The sequence below is a fragment of the Candidatus Krumholzibacteriia bacterium genome, from assembly GCA_035649275.1.
GTDB lineage: Bacteria > Krumholzibacteriota > Krumholzibacteriia.
Map to the genome: position 1 here is coordinate 1 of DASRJW010000103.1, position 15,080 is coordinate 15,080.

The following is a 15,080-nucleotide window of genomic DNA, read 5'->3' on the forward strand; positions in this document are numbered from 1 at the left end:
GATCGAAGTAAACATAGGTGGAGTAGCGGGCATCCGTGGCGCGCCATCGGTGTGGATCGAGCTTGCCGTCCTTGCCCTCATTCGCCGAGTAGAGATCCTCCCGGACTTTGAATACCTCCAGCGGCGTGAGCGTGATCTGGAGGCTCTGGAGCCAGAGGGCAGAGGGAACCACGGGATCACCGGGCGCGGGCTTGTCGGGGCGGAACATGCGCTGGTGGATGCGGGCCTCTTCGGAGTAGCCCCATTGTGTCTCGCCGACATTCGTCGGCTCGCTGAGGAAGAACAGATAGTCGGCGTTCGCTCCGTGCTCGTTGGCGAGGACGGAACGGAAGAGTTCCGGGTCGCGCTGCTGGTACGCCTTGGCCAGGGCTGTGACGACGGCTTCGGGGCTGCCTGGTGGAGCCTCCGGAGCCGGCTTGAGTTCGACGGGATCCTCGCAGTTCGAGAGGAGTGAAAGCGCGAGAAGTGTGATCACAGCCCGCCCCGCCGCCCAGCAGCCCGATGCGTTGGGTCTCTTCATCGTCGACCTCTCTGGACGTTCCGGCGCCATCGTGATGGGTCTCAACGATACCACTCCTTGACGCCGTTCAGACAGAGCCTCTCGATTCCACCGGGCGCCGGCTTGGCAGGTCTGCACAGGTCTTCCCACATGTAGAGAAGGAACTTCCCCGGGTCGCCCTCGTTCTTGGTCAGATCCTCGAGGACCACGAAGTTCGATTCACCCTGCGCCAGGTAGTCCGTGTCTTGGCTTTCGAAGAGCATGAACGAGGCGTGTCGTGCATCCGCGGCCCGCCAGCGCCCCGAATCGAGCTCGCCGCCGTTCTCGCTGTAGAGGTCGCGACGTTCCTGGAAAGGTTCGAGAGGCGTGAATTGGATCACGATCCGCTCCAGCCACCGGGCTTGGGGCACGGGCACTTCCCCGGGTGCGGGGGCCTCGGGATGGAACATGCGGCGGTGGAGGCGGATCTCCTCGTCTCGGCCCCACTGCGTCTCCCCGCTGTCGTGGGCCGGTTCGAACAGGAAGACGAACTCGGCATGGCTGGCAAGGTCGTTCGCCAGGAGCGAAGCGAACAGCTCGACGTCACGCGTCTGATAGGCCCGCGCCAGCGTCGCCACCAGGTCCGACGTGGGTTCAGTACTCTGCGGAGCCAACTTCTGCGGCTCTTCGCAGGCGACCAGCAGGAGGAAAGCGGGCAAGAACAGGAGCCGTTTCATGACTTCTCCAGGTGCATGGCTGCGGCGCAGATCTCCTCCCAGAGGTAGAGGAAGAAAGTGCCCGAATCGCCGGGGTGCTTCGTCAGATCCTGAATGACGACGAAGTTCGCCTCGCCCTCGATCTTGTAGTCGAGGTCAGCCAAACGGAGAAGCACGGTCCCCGAGTAGCGGGCATCCACGGCGTGCCATCTCCGTGGATCGAGCTTGCCGTCCAGGCCGCCGTCCACCGAATAGAGATCCGGCCTCTCGCCGAAGGCTTCGAGCTGCACGACGCTCACAACGATTGTCTGCGGCGTCCATTCGGTGGGGGGAATGGGGGGTGGAGGAAGTCTTGGGTCGATGATCGAACCCTCATGGGGGTCGGAGACGCCGCAGGGAAGGAAGCGGCACTCGACTCCAGGCTCGGACGCGAGGAGCGTGGCGATGAGCTCGGTGTCTTTCTTGGAGTAAGCCCGCGCCAAGGTTGTGATCACGGCCTCCGGACTGTCGATGACCAGGGGAGGAGCCGGCTCCCAGGGAGAGGAGGTGTCTTCGCAGCCCGGCAGGAGGCAGAGGCTCAGGGCGCAAGCGAGGGCGGCGAAGAGCGCGGTCGGTCGCGAGAGCATGGAGGCCTCCGTGACGGACCAGGATTGCCTCGTGGCAGGAAGGTCGGCATCGGGCCCGCAAGTGTTCTTGCAAGATACGGCGCTCGGGCTGCGAGCGCCATGATTCTACCCGAAAGACAACTCCTCGCGCCGGTCACCTCAAAAGACCTGCCGAGGCCGGCGAGAGAGACGGGCCGAGGCCGGTGAGAGAGACGGGCCGAGGCCGATGAGAGAGGCGGGCCGAGCCCGGTGCGAGAGGGGACCGCGGCCGATGCGAGAAGCGGCAAGGTCGCACTTGCACCGAGTCTCGACGGGGCGTAACGTGCCAGCAAACCTGAAGCGCCGGAGGAGTGGCTCATGAGAAGGCTGTCGATGCTTCTTTTGTGCCTGGTTGGTTCGCCTGGGCTGCTACTCGCCCAGGGCGATCCGCCCTTCGCCTCCGGTGCGCTCTTCGACGTGCAGGCCGACGCCAATGGCGATTGCCAAGCCGACGTGGCCGATGACGCCGTGTGCACGAGCGGCAACTACGTGGCGTGGGAGCATTCCGGTGCGCGCGGGGCTGGCTTCATCGTCACCATTTCCAGCGGTTGCGGGCTCGGCATTTTCATTACCCACACTCAGGGCCCTATCCAGGCCGTCTGCGGCCGGGTCAGCACCCTCAACGGTCTCGACGAGATCGTCGACAAGCCCGCCGCGGAGCGCATGCCGGGCCCGGAGGTCACGGCGCTCGACAACGACCCGTTCCCTTCCCCGCGCACGGAGATCCGCGCCTGGGGTGCAGTGAAACCGCTCTTCCCCGAAAACCGCTGAGCCCTCGTTGGGCTTCCGCATGTGCTACATTTCCGGTAGCTTGCGCCGACGATCACCTTCCCGACCCGAGAGGTCCGAGCCGATGGGTGCCGCGGGGGCAACCCGGGGACTCCGACGCCGGAGGGCCAGGCTCTCCGGGCGCTGCCGCGCTTCGTCCGGCGTGCTCGTCGGGCTGCTCGCCATGGCGGTTCCAGCGCTGGCGCAGAGCCAGAGCCCGACCAAAAGCCAGAATACCGGCGATATCGTGGGCCTGGTCTTCGATGTGACCAACAGTAAGCCGTTGCCGTTCGCCAACGTGGCCATCGTGGACACCACGCTCGGCGCCAACACCGGCAGCGACGGCCGCTTCGCCATCCGCGCCCTCGCTCCGGGTGTCTACCGCCTGCGCGCCTCCTACATCGGCTACGACCCACAGGAGCTCACGGTGACGGTGGAGCCCATGAAGGTGGCGCCCGTGCGGTTCCTGCTCCGCAAGAGGGCCGCGGCGGGCACCACGGAAAAGGTGCTGGTCACCGCCGAGCGCCCGCTGGTGGACGTGAGCGAGATCTCCACCGTGCGCGAGCAGAGCGCGGTGGAGATCTCCAGGCTCGCGGTGGACAACGTCGGTGAGGTGGTGCAACGACAGGTGGGGGTGGCCGGCGAGGAGGGGCAGCTGCACATCCGCGGCGGGCGCAGCGACGAGACCATGTTCCGCATCGAGAACGTGGCCATGAAGAATCCCATCACCGGTTCCGCCGTCGGCGGCACCTTCAGCGCCAAGGCGATCCAGAGCCTGCAGGTCATCACCGGCGGCTACGAGGCGGAGCTCGGCCAGGCGATCAGCGGGGTGGTGAACGTGCAGCTGAAAGAAGGGGGCGACGTCTTCCGCTCCGAGGTGGAGTTCCATGGCGGGAGCAACGACACGGAACGGATGTTCCTGCAGACGGAAGGGCCGCTCCTGCCTCTCGAGGGTGGGTACCCGATCCCCGGGAAGATGTCCTTCCTGGTCGGCATGGACGTGCTGGCCACGGACACCTATCTCCCGAGCCTGCGGGAGGCGACCAATTTCGGCAACACACGGCGCACTCTCCGGTCGCAGGCCACCTCCAGCTTCGCGGGCCTGCAGTGGGAGTACAACGATTTCCTGCGCCCCCGCCAGGACAACAGCATGAACCTCTACGGCAAGGTCACCTGGACCCTCAACCCGCACCACAAGATCAACGCCACCTTCACCAAGACCGTCGGCATCGATCACGCCTTCACCCGCTTCCGCGTCGGCGATGAGGGCGCCGACGCTTCCTCCGCCGACACCCGCTACAACTATGCCTTCCGCGATCAGATGGACCAGTTCCCGACCTACACGGAAGTGACTTCCTCGCAGGTGGTCAACTGGCGCTGGGCGGTGAGCGACAAGTCGTATTCGTCGATGTCAGTGTCGCACTTTTTCAACAACCTGGAAGGGGCGGTGCAGGGCAAGCGCCCCTGGATCGCCGGAGAGGAATACACCGAGTGGCGCGGCACCGGTGTCGACACCTTCTTCGTCTCCGATGACAACGGCGACTTCCCCGTCTACGAGAACCACTATGTCGACCGCTTCACCGCCGACGGCCATTACACCCGTCGCTGGCAGGAGCACCACGAGTTCAAGGGCGGGATCGAAGCCAGCTACTACACGCTGCAGATGATCGCCATCACCAATCCGGTCGAGGGCCAGGGCGGATTGGGGAGCGTGCACGACCTCTACCGTGTCAACCCCAACGACGGGGCCTTCTACCTGCAGAACCGCTTCAGCTACGAAGGCTTCACCGGCCACGTGGGAATTCGGGGCGACTGGATCTTCCTCGGCAAGGCCGCCGACCAGGCCGCGGCAGCCGACGAACTGGTGGCCCAGGAGTACTTCGCCGACACGAACTCGCTCTTCGGCTATCGCTACAAGTTCTTCTGGAGCCCGCGGCTGGCGGTGAACCATCCGGTCACGGATCACGACGCCCTGCACTTCAACTTCGGACACTTCGTGCAGTGGCCGCGCTTCGTCTACTACTACGCCAAGATCAGCTCGCGCTCCAGCGAGGCCTTTCCCATCGAGGGCAACCTGAACCTCGACCCGGAACGTTCCGTGCAGTTCGAGTTCGGCCTGAAGCACCAGTTCAACGACTCCGATGCCATGGACATCACCCTCTTCAACAAAGACACCTACGACTACCCCACGGCGACGCGCCCCTTCGAGGCTACCCGCCAGCGTCTCGTCTACGTGAATAGCGATTTCTCCCGCACCCGGGGCGTCGAGTTCGTCTGGACGCATCGCGGCGCGCGCCGCCTGACCACGGACTTGAGCTACGAGTACATGATCGCCACCGGGAAGCCCGCCGACCCCAATCGCATCAAGTCGGTGGATCCGGAGGCCCTGGAATCGGGGGACGCCGAGCCCGATCTCAACGAGGCCTACATGCCCTGGAACCGGCCCCATCGCCTGCAGGCGAGCCTGGACTACCGCCTGCGCAAGGGCGATGCCCCTCGGCTGTGGGGACTGCAGCTGCCCGATCGTTGGGGGGCCAGCCTCTACTACACGCTCCGCTCCGGCAAGCCCTACACGCCCCGGGACATCCGCGGACAGCAGACGGGGAAGACGAACTCGGACAATGCGCCGTTCGAGGACGTCGTCGACTTCAAGCTCGACAAGCATTGGGATCCCGGCGAGAGAACGCGTTTCGGCATCATCCTGGAGATTCGCAACCTGTTCGATCAGCAACCCCTGCGGGTCGTCGATCCGAGCACCGGAGCAGCGCCCGTGCCGGGTGAAGGGATCTACACCATCCGCAGCAGCGATGTCTCCCCTCAGGCCCAGGCCGACCGCTTGTCCAACCCCGCCTTCTACGGTGAAGGACGCAACGTGCGTTTCGGCATCGAGGTGACCTTCTGATGCCGCGCTTCCAAAAGTTGGGTCTCTGTTTGCAAGGTCTCCAGAGCCTGCGCCCGGGTCGAGCCGTGCTCTGCTTGCTGTTCGCCGCCACACCCGCGGCGGCACAGGAGCTGGGCGAGCAGCGCGCCGCCACCTCCATGCTCACCTTCCTCAAGATCGGCGTCGGGGCGCGGGCCGTGGCCATGGGCGAGGCCTTCACGCCGGTGGCCGACGACGCCACGACCATGCACTGGAATCCCGCTGGTCTGGCGCTGCTGCAAGACCGGCACGTGCATTTCTCCCACACCGAGTGGCCTGCGGACATCGACTACAGCGCCGTCTTCGTCACCGTCCCCGTCGCCGCGCTGGGGGGCGGTCTCGGCCTGCAGGTGGCGTCGCTCCGCACCACGCTGGACTACACGAGCGAGGTCGAACCGCTGCCCCACGGCCGGACCTTCGGGTACTCGGACCTGGTGGTGAGCGGCGGCTATGCGCGGCAGCTCTCCGACCGCTTCAGCTTCGGCTTCAACGTCAAGTACGTGCGGGAAGACCTGGGGTCGGACGTTGGCGGGAGCACGGTGAACTCGTGGGCCGTGGACGTGGGCACCGTCTTCACGCTGCCCTACCGCAACTTCCGCATGAGCATGGCGTGGACGAACATCGGTCCGGACTACCAGCCCTCGGGCGGGTTCATCAGCACGCCGCCCGGCGCGGCGCCGGGGGAGAAGCAATACTCCAGCTTCTCGCCGCCCAGCGTCTTCGCCTTCGGGGCCGCCGTCGAGCCCTTACAGATGGGGCCGGCGCGGCTGCTCACGACGGTGCAGTTCGATCACCCGGCGGACACGCGGGAGCTGCTCAAGGGCGGCGCCGAGCTCTGGCTCGAGGAGATCGTGGCGCTCCGGGCGGGGTGGAACCCGCGCGCCTCGGCCATGGACTTCTCCGCCGGCTTCGGCCTGCGCGGCAGCCTCGGAGGCAGCGAGTTCCGCTTCGACTACGCCTACACCGACGGTCAGGACCTGGGGCGCGTCGATCGGTTCAGCGTGGAGGTGGCGTTTTGAGGTCGAGGCCGCCAGCTGTTTCGCTCTGGAAGCGCCTCGCCCTGCCTGCCGCGTGGGTGGCCCTGTTCTTCTGCAGCGGTCCTTCGGGCTGTTCGGAGCGGATCGATCTGCCGCCGGAGCCGGAGACGCCGGGCGGCACCGGCGAGATCGCTTACGACGTCCAGTATCGCTGGCAGGAGGTGCCGCGCTTCGTCGACATGGTGCTGACGAGCGGCATCCTCTACGTCATCGAAGACAGCCTCTTCGTCCACGCCTACCTTTCCGAAAAGGCGACGCCGGTGACGAACTCCTTCAGCTTCCCCGATTCCATCGTGGCGGGCGGAGTGAGGTTGGAGCGACCGGTGCAGCTGGCCGCGGGCCCGGCCAAGACGCTGTGGATCGCCTTCGAGCGGCCCGATCGACGGCTGGTGCAATTCCGGATCGCCTCGCCGCCACAGCCGACGGGGCTCTGGGTGCGGGACGAGGCCTTCCAGGAGTTCGGCGGCATCGCCGCTGACGACGACAGCGGCTTCGTCTACGTCGCCGACCCTGTGGCCAGCACGGTCGTGAAGTACGCCCCCACCGAGAGCGGCGGCGCGCGGGTGGCGGTGCTGGCGACGTTGGGCGACGGCGACCACTTCGTGCAGAAGCCTCGCGGCATTCATTGTTTCGGCGATTCCCTCGTCCTCGTGGACCCGCAGAAGAACTGGCTGCAGGTGCTCGCCGCCGACGTGCCGTTCGCCGGGCGCGGCCAGGTGCAGGGTCCGGAGTCGGCTCGTCTGGCGCTGCACGCTCCCGTGGACGTGTGGACGGACGCGGAGGGGCGCTACTACGTGGCGCAGCAATCGCAGGTGCTGCAGATCCGTCCCGACGGCACGATCAAGGAAGTGGTGACCGAGCGCGACGCCCTGGCGGCGGCGATGCCCGCCGCGGTGGTGGCGAACACCACCCAGGTCTGGGTGGCCGATCCGGGAAGTCAGCTGTGCACGATCTACAAGATCAACACGGTGATCGAGGAGCCATGAGGGCGCGCCGAGCAGCATGGGCAGCGGTGCGGCCGACGCGGGCGCGAGCCGGGGCGGCGCTCGGTCTCGCCCTGGCCGTCGCCGCACTGCACGGACAGGGGGCGGCCCGTGACCGCGAGCGGCCCCGGCTGGTGCTGCAGAGCGACCGCTTCGCGCCGCCCGATCACATCGAGGATCGGGACGATTCGCTCAAGCTCGGGATCACGGACATCGGCAACATGCGGTTCGTGGTCTCGAACGCCGGCACCTTCGGGCGTGCCTTCGACTCGCGCCAGAACCCCAGCATGGAATGGCCGGCACGCTCCGGCTTCGATCACCTGGTGCGGGGAGCGCTCTGGGTGGGGGCGATCAGCGTGACGACGGGGGACACCCTCGTGACCACCGGAGGCCGCGACGCCAACTATCTGGAACCGATCTTCCAGCACTCCGAGTTCTCGCCGATCCATCCGGAAGCGCCCGAAGAGTTCTCGCGCCTGCGCTCGAGCCCCCACTACCGCGCCGGCACGGTTTCCGACGAGAACCTGCGCACCGTGTACGTCGACACCCTCCACGTAGTCAAGACGGGACCCGGCGAGGAGCAACACTCTCCGATGGGCATCCGCATCATCCAGAACACCTATGGCTGGGGGTTCGACCCGGTCGACGACTTCGTGATCGTGGAGGTCAACGTCGTGAACGTCACGGAGACTGCTCTCCAAGACGTTTGGATCGGCATCTACACCGAGCTCGTCACCAATAACCGCAACTATTACCGGAACTGGCCGCCGGGGGGGATCTGGTTCGATTTCCAGGACCCGGAGTGGGACGATGCCGAGCGGTTGCTGCTCAATCGCCGCAACGCGCCCGAGGGGTTCGTCACCGGCGCCACCCAGTGGTCGGGGATCAAGGTGCTCGGCTCGGGCGGTCGCGGCCCCTACGATCGTGGGCCGGACTCGATCTCCACCAAGCAGCTGACGCTGACCGGCTGGTCGTGGAGCCCGACGCGTTTTCTCAACGGCACCTGGAACGACGATTCGCTTTACACCTTCATGAGCCGGGGGCGCACGGACGTGCCGCCGGAGATCTTCGACTCCCCCCTCGACACGGGGGTCAATCCGGTCAGCATCGTCGCCGCGGGACCTTTCAACCTCCTGGCGCCGCGCGATACCGTCCAGGTCGTCTTCGCCTTCCTGGCCGGCCAGGATGAGCAAGAGCTGCGGACGAACGCCTCGTGGGCGCAGAAAGCCTACAACGACCGCTACGCCCTGCCGTCGCCGCCCGGCTCACCGATCCTCCGCGTTTTCCCGCAACACCGATCCGTGGTGCTGCGCTGGAGCGACCATTCTGAAAGCGAGCCCGACCCCGCCTCGAAGCTTTTCGATTTCCAGGGCTATCGCATTTACCTGAGCGAGAGTGCGCTGGCGTCGCAGTTCCGCCTCGTGCAGCAGTTCGACAAGGACGGCGACGGCATCGGTTTCGATACGGGGATGGAAGGGATCCGTCGCCCCGAGCCCTACATCACCACCGAGGGTGACACGCTCGTATACGAGCTGCGCCTGGACGGCATTCCGGACGGTTTCAAGCGCTATGCCTCGGTGACGGCTTTCGACTACCAGGATGGCGAACCGCGGAGCCTCGAGGGCGGCGTTCTACCGAACAGCGTCTACTTCATCTCCGGGCCCAGTGCCGCCGAAGCGGAAGCGGGCGGCTACCGTGTCAGCGTCTTCCCGAATCCGTATCGCGGCGAGTCGTCTTTCGACGGCTGGAACCCGGCCACCCCGGGTGAGCCGCCGACCATCAATCCGCGCAAGCGCGTTCTCTGGTTCGTCAACCTCCCGCCGCGAGCGCAGATCCGCATCTATACGCTGGCGGGGGACAGGGTGCGCGAGTACGCCTTCGACGCCGCCACCTACACCGGCGTCGAGACCGACGGCATCAGCCCGGACCGGAGCGATCTCGCCGTCGGCCGGAACCTGGTGACGGGTGGCTCGATGGCGGGATTCGACCTGCTGAACAGCGACGGCCAGGAGATCGCCTCGGGTCTGTACCTGTTCACGGTGGAGAACCTCGACACGGGCGAAGCGCAGCAGGGCAAGTTCATGGTGATCCGTTGATGTGTGTGAAGGAGCCAAGCCGTAGCGACGCCGCGCTCGCCGGTCGGACCGGACCCGTGTGCATCGACCGGCCCGCACGGCATGTCCGGCTCACGCGGGCCGCCCGGCAGGGCTTGGCCCTGGCCCTCGCTCTGGTCCTCGGGGCGGTCTGGCTGGGGAGCTGCGACGACGCCGTGGCGCCGGAGCCGCCGAAACAGGAGAACGCGCCGCCGGAGACCTTCCTCGTCGTGACGGGTGACAGCCTCGAGCCGCAACTCTATCGGCTCCAGCTCTCCTGGCTGGGCACCGACGCCGATGGCCGGGTCACCGCCTATCGACACCGCTGGACCTGCCCCCCGGAGAACCCGGCGTGTCCCATCGACACGACCTGGATGGAGACGTCGGCGCTTTCCGAGCTCTTCTCTCTGCCGGCCCCCGAAGGGAGTGCGCGCTACATCTTCGAAGTGGCGGCCGTGGACGACGACGGCGCCGTCGACCCGGCGCCCGCACGTCAGGTCTTCGACCTGGTGAACAATCGTCCCGAGGTGGAGTTCGAGCCGATGACGCTGCCGGTGCGCTCGCTCCCGGCGGTCACTTTCTATCTCACCGCGACGGACCCGGATACGACGCGGACGGAGAGCGACAAGGACTCCCGGGCCTATCTCGATCACTACCGCGCCTGGCTTGATGGAGCGGAGGCCGCCGCCAAGGACTATCCGATCGAGGACGACGTGGTCGTGCTGCGCGAGGGGGACTTCGGCGGGCGCTACGGGATGCGCACGGTCTTCGTGCAGGCGGTCGACGACGGCGGCGCGGCGAGCGAGGCGATTCAGCACACCTGGGATGTCGAGCCCGCCCCCGAGAACGGCATTCTCCTGGTGGACGACTGCCGCATGGGCGGATTCCTCGAGAACGCATCGGACCAATCCTACCGCAACGTCCTGGCCGCCAGCGCCCCAGGGCGCTACGTGATACTGGACATCGAGACGATCCCGCGCCTGAGCAGCGGAGACCTGGAGGCGACGGTGGAGCTGTTCGACAATGTGGTCTGGTATACCGACGCCGATACGACGTCTTCGGGGGCGCTCGAGCTCGCTCGCAACGGCTTGGATTCGCTCCTGTCACGGAGCGGGCGTTTGTTCCTGAGCAGCGGCCTCGTGTTCGGCACGCGGAGCGCCTTCGGCGATCACGAGCCGCGCTTCCGCGAGCTGTTCGGGATCGAGACGGTGTTCCGGAGCCCGAACGGCAGCACGAATTTCTCCCTCGACCTGGCGGACACGGTGCAGGCATTGGTCCACCCGGGCTTGACGGAGTTTCACTTTCTCAGCCAGGGCTTGCGAGCCATCATGGAGTGCTTCAGGTCTCGCCAGGACGCCTCGACGCTGTACGTCTACCCGGAATCGACCTTCGTGCGTGCCTTCAGGGACTCCAACTTCGTGAACCCGGAGCCCTTCGAGATCGGCGTGCACCACCTCACGGGCGGCCCCGGCCACGCCACCTACGTCAGCTTCCCGATCGGCTTGCCGATCAACAACAACATGGGAGAGAACGAAACCGAGATCCGAGAACTCCTCAAGCTCACGCAGATCCTCGATGCGCCTCAGGACCTTCGGCATTCAGGTGGTGCAGCCGGCGGGCGGCATTTCTTGCACGATCCCGACCTATTGCGGCCGCGGCTCCCCCGCCGCGAGCGACGGCCCTGATGGCGCGCCTCGAGGCGCTTGTCAGGACATCCCAGCTCGGCTAAACTTTCACTGCTTTAGAACATGGCACAACGCGGGGCGCGTCTAACCCGGGATCGGGTGGCTTGCCTCAAGACCTTGTTTGCTTGCCTTCCTTCCAGGAGGACGCCCAATGAAGACCTCTGCGAAGACGCCAAGGCTCGCCTTGGCCGTGGCCATAGCTGCGCTCCTCCCCGCCGGCGCACACGCGGTGGACATCGGCACCTTGCACTGCAACGACGTCAACGGAGTTCCGCTCCAGAACAACCAGGTGGTGACGGTCAGAGGAATCACGACCGGGACCTATCCGACCGGGACGGCCACGCGCCTCTTCATTCAGGACGCGACCGGCGGCATCAACATCTTCGGGACGCCCCAGTACTGCGGCGCCATGGGGGAGGAGCTCGAGGTCACGGGGACGGTGATCCACTTCAACGGCCTGGTGGAGCTCAGCTCCACCGCGACGCTGCCGCTCTCGGTGACCCTGCTGTCGTCCGGGAACCCACAACCGGCGCCGGTCGTTCAAACTCCGCTCCAGATGAACAATTCCTATCAAGGCGACAACTGTGAACCCAACGAATCGAGGCTCGTGAGAGTGGGTCCTGTCTACGTGCGGACGGCGACCGGCGGGGTTCCGACGGGCACCTACTCGGCACAAACGAACTACATGCTGATCAGCACCGGACCCGATTCCCTGACGAACAACTGCATCATGCGGGTCGTGCAGACCACCAACCCCTGCGGCATCCTCAACCCCGTCGTCGGCCAACCGATCATTGCTTCCTGCGCCTTCAACGTGACCGGGATCGTCCAGCAGTTCGACTCGACGGCCCCGCACACGACCGGCTATCAGTTGACGCCGCGCGCTCCAGCGGACCTGCAAATCCTGCCCGGCTGCGTGCTGGCCCCGGCACCGGTCATCGCCTACTCTCTGGCGACGAACAACATCAGGATCGGTTTCAACGTGGAGCTCAACGCGGCAGATGCCCAGACCACGTCGCACTACTCGCTGAGTACGTTCCAGGTCATCACCGCGGCCGTGTACGACAATACCAGCAAGTCCGTGACGCTCACCATCGGCACTCCCCTGGTACCCTCCGTGACGCCGCATGTGGTGTCGATGAGCGGTATTCGCAGCAACCTGCTTGTAGCCATGGACGGCGTGCAGACGATCGACCTGATCGGCGGCATCAGCACCATCCCGTTCATCCAGACCCCGGTGTCGCCGACCAACGACCGCTCCCGGGTCGAGAACCAGCAAGTGACCCTTCGCGGCATCGTCACCGAGACCACCCTTGTCGACTTTCCGTCGACCATCGCGGGTTTCTACATGCAGCAGGCCGGCACGACGGACTACGCCGGCATTTTCGTCTTCACCCCACCCTTCATGCCCAACCGCGGGGACGATGTCCTCGTGAGCGGCCAGGTGGTCGAGTTCCTCTCGGGGACGGAATACTGGACGGAGATCTCGAGCATCGACCATATGCAAGTCGTCGCCACGGGGCAGCCTCCCGTCACCCCGATCAACGTGGTGCCGGCGAACCTCACCGGAGTGGAGAACGATGCGGACGCGGAGAGGTTCGAGTCGTCGCTCGTCAAGCTGAGTGGGGTGACGACTCTGACGACAGCCTCCTTTGGCGAGCCCTTCGAGGTGGCGGCGGGGCTCGCTGGCCCGGACGTCGTGCCCGTCGACGACCTGGCCATCGAGGAGTCCGCTTACGCGCCCTGGCGCGGCGACGTCGTGGACGTGATCGGCATCGTGCGCTTCAGCGCCAGCCCACCCCTGCGGCGGCTGCAACCCCGCAACTGGAGCGAGCCGCCCACCGGGGACATCCATGTGATCAGCAAGACCAACACCTCCGACGTGCCTCCATCGGTGGTCCGCCGCTTCCTGGCGCAGAACGAGCCGAATCCCTTCAACCCGATGACACGGATCTCCTACGCCATCGAGATCCCCGGACGGGCCAGTCTGCGCGTCTACGATCTGCAGGGCCGGCTGGTGGCGACGCTGCTGGATGCGGACGCCAAGGCCGGACCGGGCTTCGTCGAATGGAACGGTCGCGACAGCCACGGCAGGCAGGTGCCGACCGGTGTCTACGTTTACCGCTTGACCAGCGCCGACGGCGAACTGTCGCGCAAGATGGTGATGTTGAAATAGGAGCGATCTTCTCCGAGCTCCCAGGCGCCGGAGTGGGGTGCCCCGAGAACCTCGGGGCATCCCACGCCTCCGGCGTCACCGGCCCTGGGGTACACTCCCCAACGTGAACCGGATCTCGACCATCGTCATCACCAAGAACGAAGAGACGAACATCGAGCGCTGCCTGCGCAGCGTGGCGCCTTTCTCCCGCGAGATCATCGTCGTCGATTCGGGCAGCACCGACGGCACCGTCGCCAGCGCCGAGCGCTTCGGGGCGCGGGTGCTGCAACGGCCCTGGCCCGGATTCGGGGCGCAGAAGCAGTTCGCCCTGGAGCAGGCACAGCAAGATTGGGTGTTCTCCATCGACGCCGACGAGGAAGTGTCGCCGTCCCTCTGCCAGGAGATCTGCGCCCTCGATTTCGCCGCCGATGGTTATGAAATGCCCCGCCGCGTCCGTTATCTCGGCCGCTGGATCCGCCATGGCAGCTGGTATCCGGGTTACGTGCTGCGCCTCTTCCGCCGCGAGGTGGGTCGCTTCACCGCCGACCGGGTGCACGAGCGCGTGGTGGTGCAGGGGCGCAAGGAGCGGCTGCGGCACGATCTCCTGCACTACTCGTACCGCGACATCGGCCATCACCTGGGCAAGATCGATGGCCTGACCAGTCTGGCGGCGATGCAGATGCACGAAGCAGGAGCCCGCAGCGTCCTCCCCGGCTTGGTGCTGCGGCCACTGCTGGAGTTCCTGCGCGTCTACCTGCTGCGTCGCGGCTTCCGCGACGGCATCCCTGGACTCGTCGTCGCCGCCCTGCACGGCACTTACGTCTTCCTCCGCTACGCCAAGCTCTACGAACTGCGCCGCCGCGACCCTGGCGAAGCACCGCCGCCGTGAAACCTCAGGCACCTGCGGACGCCAGGCGCGCCCGCGACACCGCCTCGATGCGATCGGCGACGTGCTCCCAGGAGTAGCGCTCCGCCTGCGCCCGGCCTTGCCGGGCCAGACGCTCGCGCAGGGCCTGGTCGCGGCAGAGCGCGAGCAGGGCGCGGCGGAAGAAGAAGGGATGGCGCAGTCGGACGACCAGAGCGGTTTCGCCGTGCACCGCCAGGTCCCCGGTGCCGGCGCGGGTGCAGACCACGGGCACGCCGCTCGCCATGGCCTCCGCCACCGTGTTGTTCCAACCGGCGCGACGTTCCGCCGAGAGGAAGAGGTCGCAGCTCGCGTACAAACGCGCCAGCTCTTCTTGCGTTTGGTTCCAGTGGAATTCGTGGGGAACGGGAAATTGCAGCTGCGACGCCGGACTCTCCCCGCCTCCCGGCACGGCATGATCGAAGAGCACGAGCTGCACCGGATGCGCCAGGGTCCCGGCCCATGCCGGAGCCCGGTGCCGTAGCGCCGTCGCCAGGCCTTCGACGGCGCGCACCGCCAAGTCGGCGCCCTTGCCGGCTCGCGCCCAGCGCCCGAAGACGAGGATGCGGAACGGTTCAGGCGCGGCGCGCGGCGCTTGTCGCGGCTGGAAGCGACGGATGTCGACGCCGCCGATGGCGGGCTCGGCGTGCACGCGATAGCGCCGCCACAGGCGCTGGCCGAGGCCGCTGGAATTCGC

The 15,080-nt window shown here is 66.4% G+C and carries 12 protein-coding genes; 8 read left to right on the plus strand and 4 right to left on the minus strand.

Annotation, left to right across the window (positions count from 1 at the left end; genetic code table 11):
- From VFE28_11145 to VFE28_11155, 3 genes are all read right to left on the minus strand, one after another.
- On the minus strand, positions 1-520 hold a 520-nt coding region (locus VFE28_11145; GenBank protein HZM16547.1), incomplete at its 3' end, for a hypothetical protein.
- 41 nt (positions 521-561) lie between these two features.
- Positions 562-1,215, minus strand: coding sequence for a hypothetical protein (locus VFE28_11150; protein ID HZM16548.1), 654 nt, complete (start codon positions 1,213-1,215; stop codon positions 562-564).
- Positions 1,212-1,820: a hypothetical protein gene (locus VFE28_11155; protein ID HZM16549.1), complete on the minus strand. Its 609-nt coding sequence runs from the start codon at positions 1,818-1,820 to the stop codon at positions 1,212-1,214. The genes VFE28_11150 and VFE28_11155 overlap by 4 nt, the downstream gene beginning before the upstream one ends.
- A 336-nt stretch (positions 1,821-2,156) precedes the next feature.
- On the opposite strand from VFE28_11155, the gene VFE28_11160 reads away from it, so the two are divergent.
- From VFE28_11160 to VFE28_11195, 8 genes are all read left to right on the plus strand, one after another.
- Positions 2,157-2,609: a hypothetical protein gene (locus tag VFE28_11160; GenBank protein ID HZM16550.1), complete on the plus strand. Its 453-nt coding sequence runs from the start codon at positions 2,157-2,159 to the stop codon at positions 2,607-2,609.
- A 181-nt stretch (positions 2,610-2,790) separates the two neighbouring features.
- The gene (locus tag VFE28_11165) at positions 2,791-5,508 is read left to right on the plus strand and encodes a TonB-dependent receptor (protein ID HZM16551.1); all 2,718 of its coding nucleotides are present in this window, start codon (positions 2,791-2,793) and stop codon (positions 5,506-5,508) included.
- Positions 5,508-6,545, plus strand: a complete 1,038-nt coding sequence (locus VFE28_11170) for a PorV/PorQ family protein (protein ID HZM16552.1) — start codon at positions 5,508-5,510, stop codon at positions 6,543-6,545. The genes VFE28_11165 and VFE28_11170 overlap by 1 nt, the downstream gene beginning before the upstream one ends.
- Positions 6,542-7,549, plus strand: coding sequence for a hypothetical protein (locus VFE28_11175; protein ID HZM16553.1), 1,008 nt, complete (start codon positions 6,542-6,544; stop codon positions 7,547-7,549). The genes VFE28_11170 and VFE28_11175 overlap by 4 nt, the downstream gene beginning before the upstream one ends.
- The gene (locus tag VFE28_11180; protein HZM16554.1) at positions 7,546-9,642 is read left to right on the plus strand and encodes a hypothetical protein; all 2,097 of its coding nucleotides are present in this window, start codon (positions 7,546-7,548) and stop codon (positions 9,640-9,642) included. The genes VFE28_11175 and VFE28_11180 overlap by 4 nt, the downstream gene beginning before the upstream one ends.
- Before the next feature lie 56 nt (positions 9,643-9,698).
- Positions 9,699-11,324: a hypothetical protein gene (locus VFE28_11185; protein ID HZM16555.1), complete on the plus strand. Its 1,626-nt coding sequence runs from the start codon at positions 9,699-9,701 to the stop codon at positions 11,322-11,324.
- Between the two features lie 151 nt (positions 11,325-11,475).
- On the plus strand, positions 11,476-13,500 hold the full coding sequence (locus tag VFE28_11190) for a FlgD immunoglobulin-like domain containing protein (GenBank protein ID HZM16556.1): 2,025 nt from the start codon (positions 11,476-11,478) through the stop codon (positions 13,498-13,500).
- A gap of 103 nt (positions 13,501-13,603) precedes the next feature.
- Positions 13,604-14,368, plus strand: coding sequence for a glycosyltransferase family 2 protein (locus tag VFE28_11195; protein ID HZM16557.1), 765 nt, complete (start codon positions 13,604-13,606; stop codon positions 14,366-14,368).
- A gap of 4 nt (positions 14,369-14,372) precedes the next feature.
- Here the strand turns inward: VFE28_11195 and VFE28_11200 are convergent.
- A partial coding sequence (locus tag VFE28_11200) for a glycosyltransferase family 4 protein (GenBank protein ID HZM16558.1) occupies positions 14,373-15,080 on the minus strand: 708 nt, incomplete at its 5' end.